The organism is Thermodesulforhabdus norvegica, assembly GCF_900114975.1.
GTDB classification, from domain to species: domain Bacteria; phylum Desulfobacterota; class Syntrophobacteria; order Syntrophobacterales; family Thermodesulforhabdaceae; genus Thermodesulforhabdus; species Thermodesulforhabdus norvegica.
The window spans coordinates 45426-66219 of the sequence record NZ_FOUU01000005.1 but is presented as its reverse complement, the minus strand read 5'-3'; the positions used below and the strand labels follow the sequence as shown (position 1 = coordinate 66219).

At 48.9% G+C, this 20794-nt stretch carries 20 protein-coding genes; 11 read left to right on the top strand and 9 right to left on the bottom strand.

What is annotated here, in order from left to right:
• The first annotated feature begins 40 nt into the window (after positions 1-40).
• The 3 genes from BM091_RS08470 to BM091_RS08460 are packed head-to-tail and all read left to right on the top strand — an operon-like array spanning position 41 to position 2063.
• Positions 41-595: a C40 family peptidase gene (locus tag BM091_RS08470; protein WP_093394988.1), complete on the top strand. Its 555-nt coding sequence runs from the start codon at positions 41-43 to the stop codon at positions 593-595.
• A 39-nt stretch (positions 596-634) separates the two neighbouring features.
• Positions 635-1828 carry an ArsA family ATPase gene (locus BM091_RS08465; protein ID WP_093394987.1) on the top strand — a complete coding sequence of 398 codons (1194 nt, stop codon included), beginning with the start codon at positions 635-637 and terminating at the stop codon, positions 1826-1828.
• Complete coding sequence (locus BM091_RS08460; RefSeq protein WP_093394985.1) at positions 1818-2063, top strand: hypothetical protein; 246 nt, start codon at positions 1818-1820, stop codon at positions 2061-2063. Before BM091_RS08465 ends, BM091_RS08460 begins: the two co-directional genes overlap by 11 nt.
• Before the next feature lie 17 nt (positions 2064-2080).
• On the opposite strand, the gene BM091_RS08455 is transcribed toward BM091_RS08460, so the two are convergent.
• From BM091_RS08455 to BM091_RS08445, 3 genes are read right to left on the bottom strand one after another with little or no spacing between them, the layout of a single operon-like run.
• Positions 2081-3046, bottom strand: a complete 966-nt coding sequence (locus BM091_RS08455; RefSeq protein WP_093394984.1) for a glycosyltransferase family 2 protein — start codon at positions 3044-3046, stop codon at positions 2081-2083.
• A 27-nt stretch (positions 3047-3073) separates the two neighbouring features.
• Positions 3074-4249: a glycosyltransferase gene (locus BM091_RS08450; protein ID WP_093394982.1), complete on the bottom strand. Its 1176-nt coding sequence runs from the start codon at positions 4247-4249 to the stop codon at positions 3074-3076.
• 3 nt (positions 4250-4252) lie between these two features.
• Positions 4253-5173: a glycosyltransferase family 2 protein gene (locus tag BM091_RS08445; protein WP_093394980.1), complete on the bottom strand. Its 921-nt coding sequence runs from the start codon at positions 5171-5173 to the stop codon at positions 4253-4255.
• A gap of 283 nt (positions 5174-5456) precedes the next feature.
• Here BM091_RS08445 and ald point away from each other — a divergent pair, with 283 nt between their 5' ends.
• Entirely contained in the window at positions 5457-6569 is a 1113-nt protein-coding gene (ald, locus tag BM091_RS08440; protein ID WP_093394979.1) for an alanine dehydrogenase, read from the top strand.
• Positions 6570-6627: 58 nt separating this feature from the next.
• Here the strand turns inward: ald and BM091_RS08435 are convergent, their stop codons facing one another.
• The 6 genes from BM091_RS08435 to BM091_RS08410 are packed head-to-tail and all read right to left on the bottom strand — an operon-like array spanning position 6628 to position 11356.
• Positions 6628-7338, bottom strand: a complete 711-nt coding sequence (locus BM091_RS08435; RefSeq protein ID WP_093394977.1) for a succinate dehydrogenase iron-sulfur subunit — start codon at positions 7336-7338, stop codon at positions 6628-6630.
• Between the two features lie 27 nt (positions 7339-7365).
• Positions 7366-9147 (bottom strand): succinate dehydrogenase flavoprotein subunit, encoded by a 1782-nt coding sequence (gene sdhA, locus BM091_RS08430; protein WP_093395149.1) that lies wholly within the window; start codon positions 9145-9147, stop codon positions 7366-7368.
• Positions 9148-9168: 21 nt separating this feature from the next.
• Entirely contained in the window at positions 9169-9522 is a 354-nt protein-coding gene (gene sdhD, locus BM091_RS08425; protein ID WP_093394976.1) for a succinate dehydrogenase, hydrophobic membrane anchor protein, read from the bottom strand.
• A 16-nt stretch (positions 9523-9538) separates the two neighbouring features.
• Positions 9539-9922 carry a succinate dehydrogenase, cytochrome b556 subunit gene (gene sdhC, locus BM091_RS08420; RefSeq protein ID WP_093394974.1) on the bottom strand — a complete coding sequence of 128 codons (384 nt, stop codon included), beginning with the start codon at positions 9920-9922 and terminating at the stop codon, positions 9539-9541.
• Positions 9923-9949: 27 nt separating this feature from the next.
• The gene (locus BM091_RS08415; protein ID WP_093394973.1) at positions 9950-10513 is read right to left on the bottom strand and encodes a Fe-S-containing hydro-lyase; all 564 of its coding nucleotides are present in this window, start codon (positions 10511-10513) and stop codon (positions 9950-9952) included.
• Between the two features lie 3 nt (positions 10514-10516).
• Positions 10517-11356, bottom strand: coding sequence for a fumarate hydratase (locus tag BM091_RS08410; protein ID WP_093394971.1), 840 nt, complete (start codon positions 11354-11356; stop codon positions 10517-10519).
• A 177-nt stretch (positions 11357-11533) separates the two neighbouring features.
• Between BM091_RS08410 and BM091_RS08405 the strand changes: the two genes are divergently transcribed.
• The 7 genes from BM091_RS08405 (at position 11534) to serC (ending at position 20772) form a co-directional block, all read left to right on the top strand.
• Positions 11534-12178 (top strand): hypothetical protein, encoded by a 645-nt coding sequence (locus BM091_RS08405; RefSeq protein WP_093394970.1) that lies wholly within the window; start codon positions 11534-11536, stop codon positions 12176-12178.
• A 382-nt stretch (positions 12179-12560) separates the two neighbouring features.
• Positions 12561-14216 (top strand): ABC transporter substrate-binding protein, encoded by a 1656-nt coding sequence (locus BM091_RS08400; protein WP_093394968.1) that lies wholly within the window; start codon positions 12561-12563, stop codon positions 14214-14216.
• 51 nt (positions 14217-14267) lie between these two features.
• Positions 14268-15566: an ABC transporter permease gene (locus BM091_RS08395; protein WP_093394967.1), complete on the top strand. Its 1299-nt coding sequence runs from the start codon at positions 14268-14270 to the stop codon at positions 15564-15566.
• Between the two features lie 16 nt (positions 15567-15582).
• Complete coding sequence (locus BM091_RS08390; protein WP_093394965.1) at positions 15583-16518, top strand: ABC transporter permease; 936 nt, start codon at positions 15583-15585, stop codon at positions 16516-16518.
• 23 nt (positions 16519-16541) lie between these two features.
• On the top strand, positions 16542-18638 hold the full coding sequence (locus tag BM091_RS08385; RefSeq protein WP_093394964.1) for a dipeptide ABC transporter ATP-binding protein: 2097 nt from the start codon (positions 16542-16544) through the stop codon (positions 18636-18638).
• A gap of 77 nt (positions 18639-18715) precedes the next feature.
• Positions 18716-19492, top strand: a complete 777-nt coding sequence (locus BM091_RS08380) for a hypothetical protein (protein ID WP_218148848.1) — start codon at positions 18716-18718, stop codon at positions 19490-19492.
• Between the two features lie 197 nt (positions 19493-19689).
• Positions 19690-20772 (top strand): 3-phosphoserine/phosphohydroxythreonine transaminase, encoded by a 1083-nt coding sequence (serC, locus tag BM091_RS08375; protein ID WP_177193592.1) that lies wholly within the window; start codon positions 19690-19692, stop codon positions 20770-20772.
• Positions 20773-20794 lie beyond the last annotated feature (22 nt).

The window sequence follows — 20794 nt, the reverse complement described above, 5'->3', positions numbered from 1 at the left end:
CAGGACGGGGTTTTAGTAGCGCATTCGCGGAGAGATGCCCATGGCGGAAAAACAGATAGCCCGTCTGCCCTATTACACTGCACGCCCTCACATAAAAACAGGGGATGCAATTTTGTGGAAAGGCAACGGTCTCATATCAAGGCTTATAAGACTATGGACTCCGTTCAGCCATGCATCCCTGGTCCTGCGCTTCAAACGACATGACACTCTTCAGGACCGGGTTTTTCTGGTGGAAGCCCTGACCTCGGGCCTGGAGTTGCGGTTACTCTCAAAACGATTAGAACATTACAACGGACGAGCCTATTGGTTCCACATTGATGTCGATGAAAAAGCCGAGTCTGCCATTATCGATTATGCGCTTACCATGTGCGCTTCCGGCATTCCTTATGACTATGGATCCCTTATCAAGAACATCTTCGGACGGGTATCGGCCGATGCCACCAGGTTTTTTTGTTCCGAATTTGTTTTCAACACCTGGGTTGAAGCGGGTATACTCTCCATGCCGCCATCGGGAAAAGCACCGAGACCGGGAGATATACCTAAATGGGTCAGAGGTATTCTAACGGAGCTTGAGTGGCATCCTGAGCCTGAATAATAAAAGCTTTACTGGAGGTAACGACGGGGGCAGATTGTCATGAGGGTCATTCTCTATGCCGGAAAGGGTGGAGTCGGAAAGACCAGCGTGGCTGCCGCTACAGCTCTTCACGCCGCAGATCTGGGCTACAAAACCATTATAATGTCGCTAGACATAGCTCACAACCTCTCCGATATATTTGACGTCAGCAAATCCCTGCTCGATCTGGGAGACGGGAAACCCGTGCGCATTTTTCAAAACCTGTGGATTCAGGAACTGGACATGCACCGAGAACTACAGCGCAACTGGAAGGAGGTCCACGGGTATCTGTCCCTGCTGCTAAATACAACGGGGTTCAACAGCGTTCTTGCCGAGGAATTGGCCATTCTACCGGGGATGGAAGAGGTAAGTGCACTTCTCTGGATTAACCGCTACATCAGGCACGGCGACTTTGATGCAATCATCCTTGATTGTGCACCCACGGGAGAATCCATCCGGTTCATAAGCATACCCAAGGCACTGGAGTGGTATGTGAGAAAAATCTTTGCTCTCGAAAGAAATGTAATTCGAGTAGCACGCCCAATAGTGAAACGAGTCAGCGACATTCCTCTTCCAGAAGAAAGGTATTTCGAAAACATTCAACAGCTCTTTGACAAACTTCACGGGGTTGACGATATCCTGACAAACCCTGATCTTACGACCGTAAGGCTGGTTACAAACCCGGAGAAAATCGTCCTCAAAGAAACCCTTCGGGCATTTATGTACTTCAATCTCTATCAGATAAACACTGATGCCGTGGTACTGAACAAAATGCTCCCCGCCCACCTCGGAGATGCTTACTTTTTGCGATGGAAAAAGATGCAGGCTCACTATTCAGAGCTGGCAAGGCAGTATTTTGACCCGGTGCCAATTTTTACCGTAAACCTCTTTGATCAAGAAGTTATAGGCCCCGAAACCCTGAGAAACCTCGGAAGAACTCTTTTTGGCAAAACCGACCCCACTGAAGTCTTTTTCAAAGGAAAGCCCTTTGAATTTGTCAAGAAAGACGGGGCTACGGTAATAAGAATAAACATGCCCTTTGCAGAAAAAGAGGATATCGAAGTATATTCTTTGGGGGACGAATTGGTCGTAAAGATCGGGGTGTTAAGGAGAAATATCCCCCTGCCCCGGTCGGTAGTGTCATCAGACCTAAAAGCCCATCTGAGGGACGGTAGATTGGAGGTAGAGCTGGGAGGTTCAAAATATGAACCATAACAGTAGCAACAAACATCAGGGTTGCGGGTCCGGAATGTATGGGTGTCCCATAGGAGAGTTAATCAATCAGGTAAGATCTACTTTTGGTAGCGAAAGCGAATTCAGGCAGCATATTCGTAACTCTAAGGTCGAGTTTCTTAAGGCCATAAGATCGATAATAGACAAAAAGATCCAGGATCTGGAACAAAGCAGCAAGATATCTGAAAGACGGGCGACCAAGGTTCAGGTAGATTGATATAAGCGCTTTTCGCATCAGTTCCCGGCAGGTGAACCTTTACGCAGTTCCCGGCGTATGCTTTCTCTTTTTATAGCCTGGTAGCATTTCAGGTAAATCTTAAGAGCGGCGGGTTCGTGTTTCCTGACCAGCCTCCGGGCAATATCGAGCCACAGTTTGCGAAAAGAACCATGAAAAATCATGTCGGCCATCAGATATTTCAACCTTGTTGGAAGAGGCATGACCGGAGGAAAGTTCAAGGCCTGTAGTTCTTTTACCATGAAAGGTTTTTTCCGATACCAAACCGCAAGCCCTTTACCCTCTTTAACGGCTATCTTCAGGTAGTCCTCCTCACCCAGAAGATGTCGATGATAACCCAGCGATTCAGGACAATAAATTATCTTCAAGCCGTGACGGCCCAACCTGGCGCCCAGTTCAATGTCATCATTGTACCATATTTCTTCGTCAAAAAGCCCGTACTCCAGCAGAAATTTTCTCTTAACCGAAAGATTACAGGTATAAAAAGCCCTCCAGTCCAGTACACGCCGGTCTTTCCACTGATCAAAACTCAAGTCAAGGGCGATTTTAGAAAAGGGCGAATAGGGAAGATAAGGATCGATGGTCAAACGCCCAAGCACTGCAATGTGTTCTTCTGGATGTTTTTTATGAAGTTTTATGTGATAAAATAAACAGTTGGAATCGGCTATTGTATCGTCGTTGAAGAACACAACAACGGGCGCATCGGTCATCTCAATCGCTCTATTTCTTACGGCATTTGGTCCTCTGTTTTTCTGTGAGAAATACCTTAACCTGTACGGAGACTTCTTTACGAAACTTTCCAGAACCTCCAGTGTATTGTCAGAAGACCCATCATTTCCCACGATAACCTCAAAGCTTTCAAAAGGGACGGTCTGTCGTGCCAGCGCTTCAAGGCAAGCCTTAAGGATAGGCGCACGATTGTAAGTAGGGATTATCACACAGAGAAAAGGCCTGTCGATGTTCATCTAACCAATCTCCCTTCCTGGCTTTAACTAACCGGTGAGTTCATCATAGATTTCCATGACCTTTGCGGCGTAAGTGTCCATGGAGTAAAGGGATCTTGCTCTCTCGCGCGCCTTCTTCCCCATACTCAATCGATTGGAGTCACTTTCAACGAGTTCGACAATGGCCCTGGCCATGGCTTCCGGATCATCAGGAGGCACCAGCATGCCCGTTTCTCCGGGGATTATCACCTCAGGAGTGCCACCTATATTGGTACCCACCACCGGCAATCCCACCGCCATTGCAGCTATAACTCCGCTGGAATTGGGCTCGGGCCATTTCGACGGCAAAACGTACACATCCATTGCCGAAAGCCATTCGTTAAAGTTTTGCTGGTAGCTCCGTGTAGTAACGAAAGACCTGATGTTAAGCTCGTCGATCCTGGCCTGCATTTCCAGCTCAAAATGTTCTTCTCCGGGGAGAGGATCTCCGAGAATGATGAAATGCATTTTTTTGGTATTACCGGCAAGTTCCAGGGCCCTGGCACAGGCCTCCACAAACACATCCTGCCCCTTCCATCGGTTCAATCTGGCAGCCATTCCGACGACAACGGTGTCCTCGGAGACCCCTATCTCACTTCTAACTCTACGACGTCCCTCATCGCTAAAACGATAAATTTCCATGTTTACAGGAGTGGGAAGCACTATATACCTTTCCGATCCCCAGGGTGCAAGTTTCAAAAAGTGTCCTTTCACGGCTTCTGAAACTGCAATAACCTTATCGGAAAAAGCCGAAGTCATAACCGCCATTGCCTTCGCGACAAATAGTGGGTCCTCTACGAGCTCCATAACAGAATGCACATGGGGTTTTCCCGCAAGCCGGGCAGAAATACCCCCGCCCCATACGGCCGAAGTATTTGTATGTACCAAATCCACTCGACGGATTTTGATGAGCCTTGTCAGACGAATAATGCTCCCCAAAAAAGAAAAAACAAATTTACCGAGGCCTCCTGGGTTAAACAAACTCCGCCTGAGAACCGGCAAGTTCAACACAAGCACTTCAGTTTTACTGCCCCTAAAGCGTTCCTCCAGCGGCCCATGTGCAGGTAAAACGACAATGGGGTCAAACCTCTTTCGGTCAAGATGGTTCGTGAGCTCATAGAGTAGCAAATCACTGCCGTACAAATCCGCGCTGGCGTGAAGGTAAAGAATCCTTCTTGGCGCCATTTCTTACACCTTCCGAAAAATTATGTCCTCAAAGTAGTGAAACATTCTTCTGGCCTTGTTCCGATATTTCTCCCCGGCAACAAAGTACAGAAGAGCTCTCAAGAAAAGGCCTAACCCCATCAGCACATCACACATTCGGCCCGGAACTCCCGGATTATACCTTTCAAAAATTTTCCTGACATTTCTCAGCCAGAGGCTTGAAAACCCCTGAATCTTCTGCTTTCCGGAACTGACACCCTGCAGATGAACTATAGTGATCCACGGAAGATAACAGACCCTGTATCCAGCCTCCTTCATGCGGCATCCCCACTCTATGTCCTCGGCAAACATGAAAAAACCTTCGTCCATGTAACCAACCCTTCTGACGATACTCATACGAACCATCATCGCCGCACCGCATACCCAGTCAACATCAATCTCCCCATCCCGCTTCGGAATACCGGTCAGGAATATACCTTTGCATTTTTCGGGAAAAAGCCGCGAAAAGAACAGAGCATGGCATAAGACGGTTTTCAGAGAAGGTCTGTAGCCTGCGTCCCCTACCTGCTGACTGCCGTCAGGAAAAGTAAGCCTGCACCCACTGGCCGCACATTCCGGATGTTTTTCCATAAAGTCAATCCACGGGCCAAAGACATCGCTTTTGGGAATTATCGTATCGGAATTCAAAAGCAATGCGTAGGGAGTGACAACCTGCCTAAGTATCTGATTATTGGCTTTTGCAAACCCCACATTCTCTTCGTTTTCCACAAGCTCAACCTGAGGGAACAAATTTCGAACCATCTCAGAAGAACCGTCAACGGACGCGTTATCCACAACATAGGTAACAAAAGGTACGCGAGTTGGCTGTTCGTAAAGAGACCTGAGACACTCTTCCAGCATTTCCCTGGTATTCCAGCTGACAATAATAACGCTAAGCGGCTTCACACATTACTTCTCCATCATCTTTTTTCCATCACGAAGATAGATCACCATAAATTTTCTGTCTTAATCATCCCATTAGTAAAAACTGCCGTCAATGTCGAAGTGCAAAACATTATCAGAAAATCCGAACACCATCCAGAGTCCTCAACTCCACCCGCAGGACAGTCACATCAAAAATGATTTAATTTCACTTTACTTTAAGACGGTCATAATTTATCTAGAACTCAGGATTTAACAGTATGTGGGTTGTCTGCGAAATAATATGGCAAGTTTTGCGAGGGCGATCATGGTTATTGGGATTCCAAGGGAAGTAAAAGATAACGAATACCGTGTAGCACAAACGCCCGGCGGCGTAAGCCTGCTTGTGCAGAGGGGGCATAGGGTCATTGTGCAGGCCGGGGCCGGGGAAGGGAGTGGCTTTTCCGATCGGGAATATGAAGAGGCCGGCGCTGAGATTTTAAGCAGTGCGGCCGATGTTTGGACCCGTTCCGAAATGATCGTAAAGGTCAAGGAGCCACTTCCGGAAGAATATCCCTTTCTTCGACCGGGTTTAATTCTCTTCACATTTTTACACCTTGCAGCGGACGAGCGCTTGACCCATGAACTTTTACGAAGAGGAACGACGGCCATAGCCTATGAGACCGTGGAGTTATCCGACGGCAGACTACCTCTGCTGGTTCCGATGAGTGAGGTTGCCGGAAGAATGGCCGTGCAGGTTGGAGCGCATTATCTGGAAAAAAGTCATGGAGGGCGGGGTAAGCTTCTGGGAGGAATTCCCGGTGTGCGTCCGGCCGATGTTGTCATAATTGGCGGAGGAACGGTCGGGATCAACGCCGCAAAAATCGCCCTGGGCATGGGTGCTCATGTAACCATAATAGAAAAAAATCCCGACAGGTTGCGATATCTCGACGATGTACTCTCCGGAAATCTCACAACCCTGGCATCAAACCCCCGCAACATAGAAGACTCGGTAAGGGTTGCCGATCTCGTGATAGGTGCCGTATTAATTCCCGGAGCCCGAGCCCCGCGAATTGTCAAAAAAGAACTGGTAGCTCAAATGAAACCCGGCTCCGTCATTCTCGATGTTGCAGTTGATCAGGGAGGATGTGTGGAAACAATACGACCAACAACCCACAGTCAGCCTACTTACTTAGTAGACGGCGTCATACACTACGGAGTAACCAACATGCCGGGCGCCGTGCCACGAACATCCACATACGGCTTATCAAATGCCACTTTACCCTACATACTCCATCTGGCAGATCTGGGTTTCGAAGAAGCCGTAAGTCGCGACAGAGCACTGGCTAAAGGTGTAAATGCATATAAAGGCCATCTAACCCATCCGGAAGTGGCGGCAGCTTTCGGGCTCGAATACACACCTCTTGATCGACTTCTTTAGAAAGGGCCCGGACAAATCAGGCCATGCCCTTCGCCGAGCATGGCCTGATTTTGCATCATCAGAACTTTTTGTTCACCAGCGTTTTCTTAAGTTCTGCAATTGCGGCCGTTGGATTGAGCTGTTTGGGACAGGCCTCGATACAATTCAGTATGGTGTGACATCGCCATACGCCATGGCGATCGTTTATAATTTCGAGACGCTCATCCTTCCCTTCATCTCTGGAATCTGCAATAAACCTCCAGGCTTTTAGCAAAGCCGCAGGACCGAGATACTCCGGATCGGCCCAGAAGCTGGGACAGGAGGTGCTACAACAGGCGCAAAGGATGCATTCATAGAGACCATCAAGTTTCTTTCGATCTTCAGGGCTCTGGAGGCGCTCGCGGTCAGTGGGAGGAGGAGTTTTGGCTATGAGATAAGGCTTAACGATGTAATACTTTTTAAAGAAATCCGTGAAATCCACCACCAGATCTTTAATTACGGGAAGGGATGGGAGAGGCTGAATTACAATGGGCTGATCCAGATCTTCAATGTGTGTTATACAGCTCAGCATGTTAACACCGTTTATGTTCATGCCGTCTGACCCGCAAACGCCTTCCCGACAGGATCTTCTGAAGGCAAGGGTCCCATCCTGTTCCCATCTGATCTGATTTAAACCATCCAGAACCATCATGCCCGGACGGCGGATCTCCACCTGATAGTCCCTATAATAGGGCTTACGGTCCTTTTCAGGATCGAATCTGAATATCGTAAAGGTCACCGTCTTTGCCATTGGATCCCCCCGTTCCCGATCTCTCTGTTAGTAGACGCGCTCTTTGGGTTCAAAAGTCGGTACGGTAAGAGGTTTCAACCTGACGGGTTTGTAATCCAGCCTTACCGACCCGTCCTCTTCAAGGTATGTCAGGGTATGTTTTAACCAGTTCTGATCGTCTCGATTGGGATAATCGTCTCTGTAGTGTGCTCCACGGCTCTCCGTACGGGCTAAAGCGCCTTCCACTATGGTTTTTGCGCAATCGAGCATATGTCCGAGCTCTATCGTCTCAATAAGATCGAGATTATAAACCGTTCCCTTATCGTCAATTCCCACATTTCGGTATCTGTCACAGAGTTCCTTTAACTTCTGCTTTGCCTCAACAAGAAATTCCTCCGTCCGGAAGACGCTACAGTTCCTCTCCATAACAAGTTTGAGTTCTTCCCATATAGGACCCATTCGCTCCTTGCCGTTGCCGTTCAACAGACCCACAACCTCCTCAACCCCTCTCCTTCCGGCGTCTTCCGGTAACGGCACATGCTCAGGCATGGACTCGGCAAACTCTGCCATCTTTTCGCCGCCCACCTTTCCGAAAACGATAATGTCCAGCAGAGAATTAGAACCCAGTCTGTTTGCACCGTGAACGGACACACAGGCACATTCGCCGGCAGCATAAAAGCCTTTCACCGGTTTTTCCGGTTCGTCCATATTACCGATAACAACCTCGGCAAAGCGGTTTGTGGGAATTCCTCCCATGGAGTAGTGAGCCGTGGGCGTTACGGGAATCGGTTCTTTCGTACAGTCGATACCTGCAAAAACGTAGGCAAGTTCCCAGATACCGGGAAGACGCTCATGGATAAGGTCCGCCGGGAGATGGTCTAGCTTCAAGAGAACGTAATCCCCCTTGGGCCCACATCCACGCCCCTGACGGATTTCTTCCATTATGGCACGCGATACGACATCTCGAGATGCGAGGTCCATAACCGTAGGAGCATAACGCTTCATGAAGCGTTCGCCGTCTTTGTTAATCAGATAACCGCCCTCCCCCCTAACTCCCTCGGTTATAAGATTTCCCACACCGTAGATTCCCGTGGGATGGAACTGTACAAACTCCATGTCTTCGGCAGGAAAACCTGCCCTTAAGGTCAGTGAGACGCCGTCTCCCGTATTAATGTGGGCATTTGAAGTTGTGCGATAACACCTTACATATCCACCCGTTGCAAACATCGTTGCCTTAGCATGAAATATGTGGAACCCACCGTTAACAATATCCCAGGCGAGAACAGCCACCACATGATCTTCGTTCGTGATCAGCTCGAGGGCAAAGAACTCATTGTAAAAAACAACCTGGTTTTTTACGCACTGCTCGTAAAGGGTGTGCAACATGGCATGACCCGTTCGGTCTGCCGCAGCACAGGTTCGCTGGATGGCGTCCTTTCCGAACTCCTTTGTCTGACCGCCGAACTTGCGCTGAAATATCCTGCCATTGTCCAGCCTGCTGAAAGGCATACCCATGTGCTCAAGCTCTATTACGACCTCCGGCGCCATCCTGCACATAAACTCAATGGCATCTTGATCGCCCAGATAGTCACTTCCCTTGACGGTATCGAACATGTGCCACAGCCAGTTATCGGGCTCGGCATTTCCAAGAGAGGCGGCCACCCCGCCCTGAGCCGAAACCGTGTGGGACCTGGTAGGGAAAACCTGTGAAATGACGGCGGTATTCACACGCTTTGAGGCTTCCAGAGCAGCCCTAAGTCCTGCTCCCCCCGCACCCACTATAACAACATCGTGTTTGTGAACCACCATATCAACATTGCGATAACCCATGGTCTCTTCCACCCCTTCCTCTTAGAGACTAATAATCGTAAGAAAGCCTAAAACAAAGAAACTCAAAGCAAGCACCCACAGGGCTCCTATTAGAAACCACCTCACAGAAGACTTGTGCACGTAGTCATCTATTATAATCTTAAAACCGTTCATTGCGTGATAGACGGCAAAGAGCAGAAAGACTATATCAAAGGCCTTCCAGGCCGGAGAAGACAGCCTTGCCATAACCTTTTCGTATGTAAGCGGAGGTTCGGTCAAAAAATGAAGAACCACAAAGTGAACAAAGAGACCGACAACCAGAGCTATTCCCGATACACGCTGAAAATACCAATCAAAAACTCCCGATCGTCCAGAACCCATGTATTTCCCGAGCATCCTTCGTCCTCCCTGATTAGTGCCCCAGGGCCACACGGATCATCGGAATGGCCCCGATGACAATGAGTATTATCGAAATGGCGAAGGTTGCATACGTCGCCTTGCGAAATACTTCTCTTTGAGCCAGGTTTCCATAATCTATGAAAATAACGCGCAACCCGTTTACGGCATGATAAACCACAGTTCCCAGAAGTCCTATTTCAAGAAAATGGAAAAGAGGAGACTGAACTACGGACATAACCTCATTAAAGGCTTCTTCACCCTTCGTCAAATGATGTATTACCCAGATATGTAGAAAAAGGTAACCACCCAGAAGAACTCCGGTAATCCTGTGAAGGATCCAGGCAAGATAGCCCGGATGCATCTTGTAACGGCGTTTTGGTTGAAATACCCTCTTCATTCAGAAACCTCCTCATCATCTTTGCTCTTAAAGCGATGACCTGGCATATCTCTTAACGCCCTCTTCGTATAGATCTCCCCCATAAGCATCGTTGGCAACAACCAGAGGCATGTCCATCACTTCGAGCCTTCTAATAGCTTCAGGGCCGAGTTCCGGGTAGGCTATGACTTCGGCCGAAAGAATGCTTCTGGACATCAGCGCCCCTGCTCCACCAATCGCGGCAAAATACACGGCTTTGTGGCGGACCATAGCATCTTTCACTGCTTCGCTTCTGGCCCCCTTCCCTATCATCCCCTTAAGGCCATGTTCGATCAAAATCGGCGCATAAGGGTCCATTCGATAGCTGGTCGTAGGCCCGGCAGCTCCGATAGGTCTTCCCGGAGGAGCAGGAGACGGCCCCATATAGTAGATAACCTGCCCATCCAGCTCAAAGGGAAGTGGCTCACCCTTTTTTAACAGCTCCACCAGGCGTTTGTGAGCCGCATCCCTGGCAGAGTATATTACCCCGCTCAGAAGCACTCTATCTCCAATATGAAGGTTCATAACATCGTCGACGGTAAGAGGCGTACGGATCTTCTTCAACTCACTCATCGCCTAAAGCTCCACTTCCTTATGTCGTGCCGCATGGCACTGAATGTTAACCGCAACGGGAAGGCTTGCTATGTGGCAGGGCATCATCTCAATATGCACCGCCAGAGAGGTTACCCGACCTCCAAGACCCTGAGGGCCTATACCAAGGTCATTTATGGCTTCAAGCAGTTCCTTTTCAAGGGAGGCAATCTCGGGATCCGCATTTGACGCTCCAACAGGCCTCAAAAGGCTTTTCTTGGCAAGTATGGCCGCCTGTTCGAAGGTTCCCCCTATGCCCACGCCGACTATGGTAGGAGGGCATGGGTAGGACCCGGCTTCTTTAACCCTCTCGACCACAAACTTCTTTACTCCGGCCACTCCGGAAGCCGGAGTAAGCATTGTAACACGGCTCATATTTTCGCTACCACCACCCTTAGGCGCAACCACTATCCTAAGCGAATCTCCAGGTACTACATCAAAGTGAATAACGGCAGGCGTGTTATCACCCGTATTGGCCCTGGTGAAACAGTGGCATATGGACTTCCTCAAGTACCCTTCCCTGTAACCTCTCCTTACCCCCTCAGTTATCGCCTCCCTGAGCGATCCACCGGTTACCCTAACATCCTGTCCGATCTCGACAAAAACCACCGCATAACCGGTATCCTGACAGATAGGTATGCCCTCCTCACGGGCTATCCGGGCATTTTCCAAAAGGCGAACAAGAATGTCCCTACCTGCCGGAGATTCTTCCCTATCAACCGCTGCTTCAAGGGCTTTCACCACATCATCGCCAAGCTCGACATTTGCCCGAATGCAAAGATCCCTGACCGCTTCGGTAACACGCTGAACGGATATTTCCCTCATGGCGATCATCTCCTCGACGGTTTTAACAGAGAAAACGCCCGACACGCCTCGCTAATTACTCCAGGTGGCAAATTTTGTCAAACAGCATTCAGCGAAAATTAACCTGTACATACGCACGATCATGGCTATAAATAAGCGTATAGGGTTTAAATGATTCGAGGAATGAGGAGTTAAAGGATGACTCAGATGGCCGTTGTCTGCACCGATGAGCTTTGTGCCCTTGGAATTGATAGCGCCGCTGTTTACTACAATACGGACGGCTCCGTCGAAAAAATAGTAAACCTTGACAAGATAATCAGGTTGAGCCCTGAAGTGATTCTCGCCGTTGCAGGCTCGGGTTACGGAATTCCGCTGGCAGTTCAGCTAAACAACCATCTGCAGAAAAGGGGAATCTGGAACTACGGAGATGTCGTCCGAAGGGCGATATTCTTCCTGCGGGAAGCCATTCCACGCCTCCAGTTTTCCCTGAAAAACTCCTCAACCCACCCTGACCTCGAACGCTTTTATTTCCTTTTCATGGGTCGTAACCAGACGAAACTCCTGAGCAAACCACTTCCGGAAGCACATCTAGTGATGTCCGAAGAACTCAACGGGAGACTCCAGATAATGCCGGTACCGAGGGTTCTTACGATACCCCGTCAGATGGGTCTCGAACTGCGATTGATACACCTCGTAAACGCTCGCGCAAATTCCAGAGCCATTGTTCAAACAATGCACGCCTACTTCAGAGAACTCTCTCAATCCCTGGACGATGTCAAACCGCCTTTCCACTTTGCAATTGTATCGTGCAACGATTTTTCCCTTCTGAGGCTGTCCGACTAAAGAAGGATTCCCGGAGGTCCTACCTGCATAACAAGTCAGGACCCCTACTCTGCTTTCTTTGAAAAAAAAACGAACGGGGCTTCCGCATCAAAACCGTCAATCGGCCGCATATCGGAGTTAATCGAAGATTATCAGAGATAATTCAAGGATATAGCTCTAATGGCGACCTAATGGTAATCATTAGGCTTAAATTCACATTCTTTCAGTTATTCCGATGTTGTTCGTATATTTCAACAGCGTAATTATTGACACATAACCGCCATCCCTAACCGAAGGCTTTTCAAAATAAACCTTGAAATCCAGAGTGCTACGATTGTAGATTGGTGTCACAATTAATGAAACATTTAAAAGGGCAAATAACCGTATCTATGGAGGTATTACGATGGGTTCTGGAAAAATCCATGAACAGGTTTTTGAGCTTAAAAGTGAAATGGAAAAAGGCAGACTGTCACGACGTGACTTCATAAGGTATGCAACACTGCTGGGAGTTTCCCTTCCCGTGGCTCTAAGGATGGCGGGCTTAGGTCCGTCGTCTAAAGCGTATGCTGCCCCTGTTAGTAGAGGAGGCGTTATCAAAGTATCCTCTCAGGTTCACAAAATAACGCATCCCGCACAGATTTCCTGGCTGGCTCCGTCAAATCAATGCCGACATATAGCAGAATATCTTACCTTTACGGACTCAAACAACATAACACATCCTTACTTACTGAAAAATTGGGAGGTTAGCGAGGATTTGAAGACCTGGACTCTTAACCTCCGAGAAGGAATCAAGTTCAACAACGGCGATGAGTTCACGGCCGACGATGTTATTTTCACGATGAATCAGTGGCTGAACAAGGATGTCGGTTCATCCATGCTCGGGCTTATGGGTGGTTATCTGGATCCCACGGGGATAGAGAAGGTAAACAAATATCAGGTTAGACTGCACCTGAAACGCCCGGAAATTGCAGTCCCGGAACACCTTTTCCACTACCCTGCTCTGATAGTCAACCATAGAACCTTCGAAGGCGATTTTATAAAGAAGCCTCACGGCACCGGTCCTTTTGTTCTTGTCGAGTACCGTGAGGGCGAAAGATGCGTCCTGAAGGCCAGAAAGGATTATTGGCAGAAGGGTGCAGACGGAAGGCCTTTACCCTACCTGGATGGAATTGAGTTTCTGGACATGGGTGCGGAAATGGCTCCACACATCGGTGCACTCAAAACGGGTGAGATCCACATAATAGAAGCATCGGACATGGGTGGAACTGATCTTTACCTGTCCTTTAAGGATGATCCCAATGTTTCTGTTCATGCTGTTGCTACGGCTCAAACCAGAGTGCTCAGGATGCGGGTTGACATAAAACCATGGAACGATAATCGTGTCAGAAAGGCACTGAAATTATGCCAGAACCGTGAAAAAATTCTGGCGTTGGCTTATTATAATCAGGGTCTTCTTGGTCAGGACTTCCATGTCTATCCCAAACATCCCGAGTATTGTCCCAAACCCGTGCCCAAGTACGATCCAGAGCAGGCCAGAAAACTGCTGGAAGAAGCAGGTTATCCGGAAGGATTGGAAGTAAATCTGGCGGTCGGAAGCGACTGGACCGATGTAGTTCGCTATGCCGAAATACTTAAGGAGGACGCCGCTCCGGCAGGATTCCGCATAAACATTCAGACAATGCCTGCGAGTCAATACTGGGAAAAATGGACCGAAGTTGATCTGGGCATAACTCCCTGGACGCATCGTCCTTTGGGCACCATGGTGCTGAATCTCGCATATATCGCCGACGACGATGGCAAGCCCGTACCATGGAATGAAACCAGATGGGTTGACAAGGAATTCTGCGAACTGGTTGCTCAGGCAAATGGCATCCTAAATGTGGAGGAGCGAAGAAAAGTATTCTGCAAGATAGAGGACATAATGATGGAACGAGGGCCGATTGGTATATCCTACTGGCGCAACTCCTGGTTACCGGCTCGGAAAGTAGTTCATAATGTATCCGCACATCCAACAGGCTATCTCGTACTTAACGAGGCATGGATTGCCAAGAAGGCGTGAGGCTGACAGGTACGGCCAGGTAGGTTCAGGTTTACAGGGGAATATGGTCTAATGGGCTGGTTCATTCTGCGCAGGATAGTTCTGTTGTTTCTGACAATGGCAATTGTCTCTGTAGGTGTCTTCATCATAACAGAAGCCTCTCCCGGAAATGTCGCCAGAAATCTCCTCGGAAGCTTTGTTACCCCTGAGCAGGAGGCATCATTTTTAAACCAGCTCGGTCTGGATGAACCGTTGTGGAAGCGCTACTTCTACTGGCTTGCGGGCACCGACTGGCATGCGTCAAGGCGAATCGGATTACCCCTTGAACGATTGACGACCCAGGGTGGATTTACGGAGTGGTGGGCGAGGTTACCCTCAGGACACCTTGTCAGATGGGAACTTAAAGGTGAAGACCTGATCGCCATCGTCAGGACTAAAGACGGAAGGATCCTAAAAAGAGTTGATAACGGAAGATGGCGTTCCCGGGATGATGGTTCTCAGTTCTTCTGGGGTGTTGACCTACACAACAGGGCCGTCCTGTGGGAAAAAGGGCTCAGCAGGAAACAATGGGTTTACGTTCACGGTAAGGGCTGGACGGAAGCGGCCGGGGGAGCGACGGATTACATACCCCTTAAAAAGGGTTTTTTACGAGGCGACCCCGGCATGTCGCTTCGTACCGGCCGACCTGTAGCAAAAAGCCTTTTTGTGCGCCTCCGTAATTCCCTTGTTCTGGCTTCAATTGCATTCGTCATCGTTATGCCCATTGCATTGGCGCTGGGTATTATCGCAGGACTAACCACCGGAAGGGCCGTTGACAGAACTCTATCCGTTGCCGGAATGATTTTTTCGGTAATACCGGAATTCGCAATGGGAATTTTCCTCATACTCATATTTGCTCTATGGCTCAGATGGCTACCCGGTGCAAGTGTGTTTGGCGATCATGCCCCATGGGAGAGACCGGACATGTTGGTCCTGCCCGTTCTTACTCTAACTCTTATAGAGCTGGGATATGTCCTCAGGATAACCCGTGCAAGTATGGTTGAGGTAATGCGATCGCCCTACATCAGAACGGCTCTACTTAAAGGGCTTCCTTATAGAGTTGTTGTCTTCAAGCATGCCATTCGAAACGCTCTCATTGCCCCCATAACGGTTATGATGCTCCACGTTAATTGGCTGCTGGGAGGAGTTGTAGTGGTTGAAGTGGTTTTTGGTTATCCGGGGCTGGGTAAATATTTGCTCGACTCCGCAATGTACAAGGACATAAACGCCCTGGAAGCGGGAGCAATGATCATGGTTGTGGTTGCAGTCGGCACACAACTGGTTGCTGATATAGCGTACACATTCCTTAATCCGAGAATAAGGTTCAAATAACCTGAGGACGATACTCATGGGAACGGTATTCCGGCTGAACGGATACGAAGCAGACGAAACATATAAAAAAAGTATTCTGACCAGGCTTTATGCTCCCTTTCAATTGATATTCTCATCGAAGACGGCAACAGTAGGATTTTTCATTGTTTCTTTCTGGATCATCGTTGCCGTATTTGCTCCCTTTCTCACGCCTTATTCACCCACATACCAAGATTGGAAGGCGCCCAACCAGGGGCCCAGCTGGAAACACCCCCTGGGAACAGACGAGCTGGGTCGTGACCTGTGGGCTCGACTCATTTATGGCGCACGAATCGTGCTGGTGGTATTTCCCGTCGGTTCTAATCTCTGGCTACCGGGAGGAACTGCCCTATGGGGTGTTGCCTTTGCTCTTCTGGTCGGATCCACCCTTGGTCTTATCAGCGGCTACAGGGGAGGATGGATTGATGAGATTATCATGCGTCTTCTGGATGCCATGATATCAATACCGGTGATTTTACTGTACTTATTGCTGGTGGCGGCTCTGGGTTCCTCCGCTGTAAACGTGGTGATCGCCATTGCCATTGTCGGAGCCCCGGGAATTGCGAGGCTGGTGCGAGGCCTGACCCTTGACATTAAAACCCGGGATTACATAAGGGCTGCCGAAACACGGGGGGAAAAGGCCCTGTACATTATGTTTGTTGAAATTCTTCCCAACGCAAAAGGTCCTATAATCATTGACGCCATGCTTAGGGTCGGATACGCCGTCTTTGCCATGGGGACATTGGGTTTTCTGGGGCTCGGTCTCCCTCCACCATCACCGGACTGGGGTTCTATGGTAGCCAAAGGTAGAGAATTCATTCTGGCAGGAGCCCCCTGGGCTGCTTTATGGCCTTCTGTAGCTATTGCTTCTCTCGTGGTGGGATTAAACCTCCTGGCGGATGGGTTGAGAGAAGAATTAACCAGATATCAGTAGAACTCTATAGAGGAAAACCATCGATGAACGGAAGTTTCACAAATAGGAACGGCAAAGTTCTGGAAGTTGAAAATCTCTCCGTCAGCTACAGAACAAGAAGTGGGTGGATTCAGGCCGTACGCAACGTGTCATTTGATCTTTCACACGGAGAAACTCTTGGGATAGTGGGTGAATCCGGTTGTGGTAAATCAACAGTAGCCTTCGCGATCGTTAACTTTCTGGGGCCAAACGGCAGGATAACCTCAGGAAGTATCAAATTTGAGGGTAGAGAACTGGTAGGACTGTCCAGGCGAGAGCTGAACCGGCTGAGAGGAAACCGCATATCCATGGTTTATCAGGATCCCATGTCTGCTCTGAACCCCGCTCTGCGAATTGGCGATCAGTTGATGGAAGTTCTTATTTATCACCGGAAGCTTTCCAGGCTGGAAGCTCGAGAAGAGTGCGTAAAGATGCTGAAAAAGGTGCACATGCCCGATCCTGAAATTGTTATGCGCAGATATCCCCATCAGCTTTCGGGAGGCCAGCAACAAAGAGTTGTCATCGCAATGGCAATGCTCAACAATCCGGCCCTGCTTATTATGGACGAACCCACAACGGCACTGGATGTTACCGTAGAAGCGGCAGTCCTGGATCTGGTCGAAGAGCTAAAAGAAGAATTCGGGACCAGTATAATTTTCATAACCCATAATCTCGGGGTTGTTGCGCGCGTTAGTGACAGCATCTGCGTAATGTATGCGGGAGAGATTGTAGAGCGTGGCAGAGTGGAGCAAATTTTCGAACGTCCATCGCACCCTTACACAAGAGGTCTTCTCAGGTGTGTGCCCGTCCTCGGTGTAACCAAAAGCTCCAGTATGCTCAAACCCATAAGAGGGAGGGTTCCACCGCCCGACAGGCGAAACCCAACAATGTGTATCTTTGCCGATCGATGTGGTCACCGTGAGAATCGATGTATAGAGGCCAGGCCGGCGCTGGAAGAAGTCGAGCCCAATCACCAGGCGCGGTGTTTCAAAAAAGACAGGCTTATAGCTATGCCGTTGAGCAGGCATAGATCGGGGGATAGGGTCCGGAAAATGCCGGTATCAACCTGCTCTGATAAAAGTGCACCTCTTCTGGATGTTAAGGATGTGAAAGTTTACTACACTCAAAAAGTCCGCATAGGCTCCAGGCACATTATCAGGGCTGTTGACGGCGTGTCCACCTCAGTGAATTCCGGATGCACCCTGGGCATTGTAGGTGAGTCGGGATGTGGAAAATCAACGCTGCTCAAGGCCATTATCGGTCTGGAAAGAATAAAGGACGGGAAAATCGTTTTCATGGGCAGGGAACTTAACGAACCGGTAGTTAAAAGAAATCTTGAAATAATAAAAGAAATCCAGATGGTCTTTCAGAACCCCGACTCCACTCTCAACCCTGCATATCCGGTGGGGAAACAGATAGAACGCCCTCTTAAAAGGTTTAAGACGGTTCCAAAGGATAAGGTAAGAGAAGAAGTATTCCGTTTGCTCAGGGCTGTAAAACTTGGGCCCGATTACTACCACAGGTATCCGAGGCAGCTCAGCGGGGGTGAAAAGCAGAGAGTGGGGATTGCCCGTGCTCTAGCAAGTCGTCCCAATCTGATTCTTTGCGATGAACCCGTATCCGCCTTGGATGTTTCGGTTCAGGCAGCAGTGCTCAATTTGCTCATGGAAATTCAAAACAAATTTAGAACAACGCTTATTTTTATAGCTCACGACCTGAGTGTAGTTCGCTATATCTCGGATTATGTGGCCGTAATGTACCTCGGACAGATAATGGAAACAGGACCCACAGACCGGATATATCAGCCCCCGTACCACCCTTATACAGAGGCGCTATTGTCGGCCGTTCCCATACCCGATCCATCAGTAAAACAGCGCCGTATTCGTCTTGAGGGCAACGTACCGAGTGCACTCAATCCTCCACCGGGCTGTCGTTTTCATACCCGATGCCACAGAAGGTACCTGCTGCCCGATGGGGGCAGGATATGTGAGGAGAAATCCCCAGAGCCCCAGGAGGTGGCAAAAAACCATACAATTTACTGCCATCTGCCCACCGAAATGCTGGCACAGCTTGAACCGGTGGTTGAGAGAAAATCGTCTTAAATGCCACAACAGTTGACATAACCTTTTATCTGCCCTTATTAAACGACGAAGCTCATGTGAACAAAAAGGGAAAACAGGTGTTACGGAAGGAAAACAGGATAAAAACGGCCCTTCTCGATTATGCTCTGGAACTTGGTGCAGATCTTGCCGGTTTTGCGTCTGTCGAGCAGTTAAAAAAATGTCCGTCCTCTACCATGGCCTCCAGGCTACGGCAGACAGACAAAAAACAAGGGATCACGGTTCCCGAAAACGACGTAGTATGGCCGAAAAATGCGAAAACCGTCATGGTGGTGGCTCTTTACCACCCCAGGATCAAACCGGAAATGGACTGGTGGGTCGGTAAAATCGACCCACCAGGTAATAAAGTACTGGCAAGGATCGTCGAAGGTATTTGTGAGTTTGCATCGGCTCAATTGGGATTGTGGGCCTTTCACTTTCCCTATCATGTGGAAAAAGGCGGCATATACCTGAAGGATGCCGCAGTCCTGGCCGGTCTGGGTTGCATCGGTAAGAACAATTTGCTTATTACACAGGCCTTTGGCCCCAGGGTAAGACTCCGTGCCCTTGCGCTGGATGTGGAACTTAGTTCAACGGGACCGTCCGACTTCGATCCCTGTATCGATTGCCCCGAATGGTGCCGCAAGGCATGTCCGCAGCAGGCTTTTTCACGGAAAGTTTACGAAGATGAATACAACTCCGGGAAAACACTACCGGGTAGAACCGGTCATTTCTCCAGGGCGGATTGCTACGAACAAATGAATCTGGACGAACAAAGGGCACACTCTGAAAATTCTGAGAAAATAATCAAATATTGCCGCCACTGTGAATGGGCTTGCCCGGTAGGAAGACTTTAAGACTTCTCAGGACCTGTTCAAAATCCCCCGATTGACCTATCAGGGCGCTTTCGGCAATCAGAAAGATAACGAAAGAGGAGAAACAATTTGTAAAATGTTGTAAACACTGCCCGTTGACATGCGCTCAAGGCTCTCAGTAAAGTGATGGCGTCAAAGGATAGGCATCAGGATGTTCAAAGGTAAGTCAGGAGGGAATGATGACAACCAGGGTTTACAACTTCAATCCGGGACCCGCAGCTCTGCCTCTTCCGGTTCTGGAACGGGTGAGAGACGAACTTCTCGATTACAAAGGTACGGGTATGTCTGTTATGGAGATGAGCCATCGGTCTCAGGAGTTTTCCCGGATACTTGAGGAAGCTATAGCGAGAATAAAAAGACTTCTGAAGCTTGATGATCGCTTCCAGGTGCTTTTTCTCCAGGGAGGAGCAAGCCTTCAGTTTTGCATGGTGCCCATGAATCTGGCCCTTACGGGTAAACCCATTGACTACATAGATACAGGCACCTGGTCAAGTAAGGCCATACAGGAAGCAAAAATTCTGGGAAAGGACGTGCGTGTTATTGCCTCTTCTGAAGATAAGGAATACTCGTATATCCCCGGGAATTTCTCGGTTGACGAGGATGCATCGTATCTTCACATAACGTCAAACAACACCATCAGAGGAACTCAGTGGAAGTCTTTCCCCAACACAGGCGGTATTCCCCTTGTTGCCGATATGTCCTCAGATATATTCAGTCGAGTTTTTGACCCATCCCCCTTTGGGCTCATATATGCAGGGGCTCAGAAAAATGCCGGACCTGCCGGCGTGACAATTGTAATAATTCGCAAGGACATGCTGGAGCGGGTTCCACCCGAACTTCCTACCATGCTCAAATATACCACCTATGCGGAAAAGAATTCTCTTTACAACACCCCTCCATGCTTTGCCATCTATGTTGTCGGTCTCGTAATGGAATGGTTGGAAGAAGAAATAGGCGGGCTCGAAAAAATGGAAGCCATCAATCGTTCTAAGGCGGAAATGCTTTACAGTTGCATAGACGAAATAGAAATGTACAGAGGTACCGCCCATCCTGATTCTCGCTCCATGATGAACGTGACCTTTCGATTACCCACCCCGGAGCTGGAAAAGAAATTCGTGGAAGAAGCAGCACAAAGAGGGCTGGTCGGCCTGAAGGGACATCGCTCTGTTGGAGGATGCAGAGCATCTCTCTACAATGCCGTACCTGTAGAAGCCGTTGAAAAACTCGTTGAATTTATGAGAGAATTCGCAAGAAATAACTGACCTCTGCGGGGTGGAGATGGTT

Excerpts from the sequence above, each read along its gene's own strand:
- sdhC (WP_093394974.1), bottom strand. The coding sequence starts at position 9,922 with ATGAAGAGGGTATTTCAACCAAAACGCCGTTACAAGATGCATCCGGGC.
- BM091_RS08415 (WP_093394973.1), bottom strand. The coding sequence starts at position 10,513 with ATGAGTGAGTTGAAGAAGATCCGTACGCCTCTTACCGTCGACGATGTT.
- sdhA (WP_093395149.1), bottom strand. The coding sequence starts at position 9,147 with ATGGGTTATCGCAATGTTGATATGGTGGTTCACAAACACGATGTTGTT.
- BM091_RS08405 (WP_093394970.1), top strand. The coding sequence starts at position 11,534 with ATGACTCAGATGGCCGTTGTCTGCACCGATGAGCTTTGTGCCCTTGGA.
- BM091_RS08455 (WP_093394984.1), bottom strand. The coding sequence starts at position 3,046 with ATGAACATCGACAGGCCTTTTCTCTGTGTGATAATCCCTACTTACAAT.
- BM091_RS08385 (WP_093394964.1), top strand. The coding sequence starts at position 16,542 with ATGAACGGAAGTTTCACAAATAGGAACGGCAAAGTTCTGGAAGTTGAA.
- BM091_RS08395 (WP_093394967.1), top strand. The coding sequence starts at position 14,268 with ATGGGCTGGTTCATTCTGCGCAGGATAGTTCTGTTGTTTCTGACAATG.
- ald (WP_093394979.1), top strand. The coding sequence starts at position 5,457 with ATGGTTATTGGGATTCCAAGGGAAGTAAAAGATAACGAATACCGTGTA.
- BM091_RS08470 (WP_093394988.1), top strand. The coding sequence starts at position 41 with ATGGCGGAAAAACAGATAGCCCGTCTGCCCTATTACACTGCACGCCCT.
- BM091_RS08410 (WP_093394971.1), bottom strand. The coding sequence starts at position 11,356 with ATGAGGGAAATATCCGTTCAGCGTGTTACCGAAGCGGTCAGGGATCTT.
- BM091_RS08435 (WP_093394977.1), bottom strand. The coding sequence starts at position 7,338 with ATGGCAAAGACGGTGACCTTTACGATATTCAGATTCGATCCTGAAAAG.
- BM091_RS08390 (WP_093394965.1), top strand. The coding sequence starts at position 15,583 with ATGGGAACGGTATTCCGGCTGAACGGATACGAAGCAGACGAAACATAT.
- BM091_RS08400 (WP_093394968.1), top strand. The coding sequence starts at position 12,561 with ATGGGTTCTGGAAAAATCCATGAACAGGTTTTTGAGCTTAAAAGTGAA.
- sdhD (WP_093394976.1), bottom strand. The coding sequence starts at position 9,522 with ATGCTCGGGAAATACATGGGTTCTGGACGATCGGGAGTTTTTGATTGG.
- BM091_RS08465 (WP_093394987.1), top strand. The coding sequence starts at position 635 with ATGAGGGTCATTCTCTATGCCGGAAAGGGTGGAGTCGGAAAGACCAGC.
- BM091_RS08460 (WP_093394985.1), top strand. The coding sequence starts at position 1,818 with ATGAACCATAACAGTAGCAACAAACATCAGGGTTGCGGGTCCGGAATG.
- serC (WP_177193592.1), top strand. The coding sequence starts at position 19,690 with ATGACAACCAGGGTTTACAACTTCAATCCGGGACCCGCAGCTCTGCCT.
- BM091_RS08450 (WP_093394982.1), bottom strand. The coding sequence starts at position 4,249 with ATGGCGCCAAGAAGGATTCTTTACCTTCACGCCAGCGCGGATTTGTAC.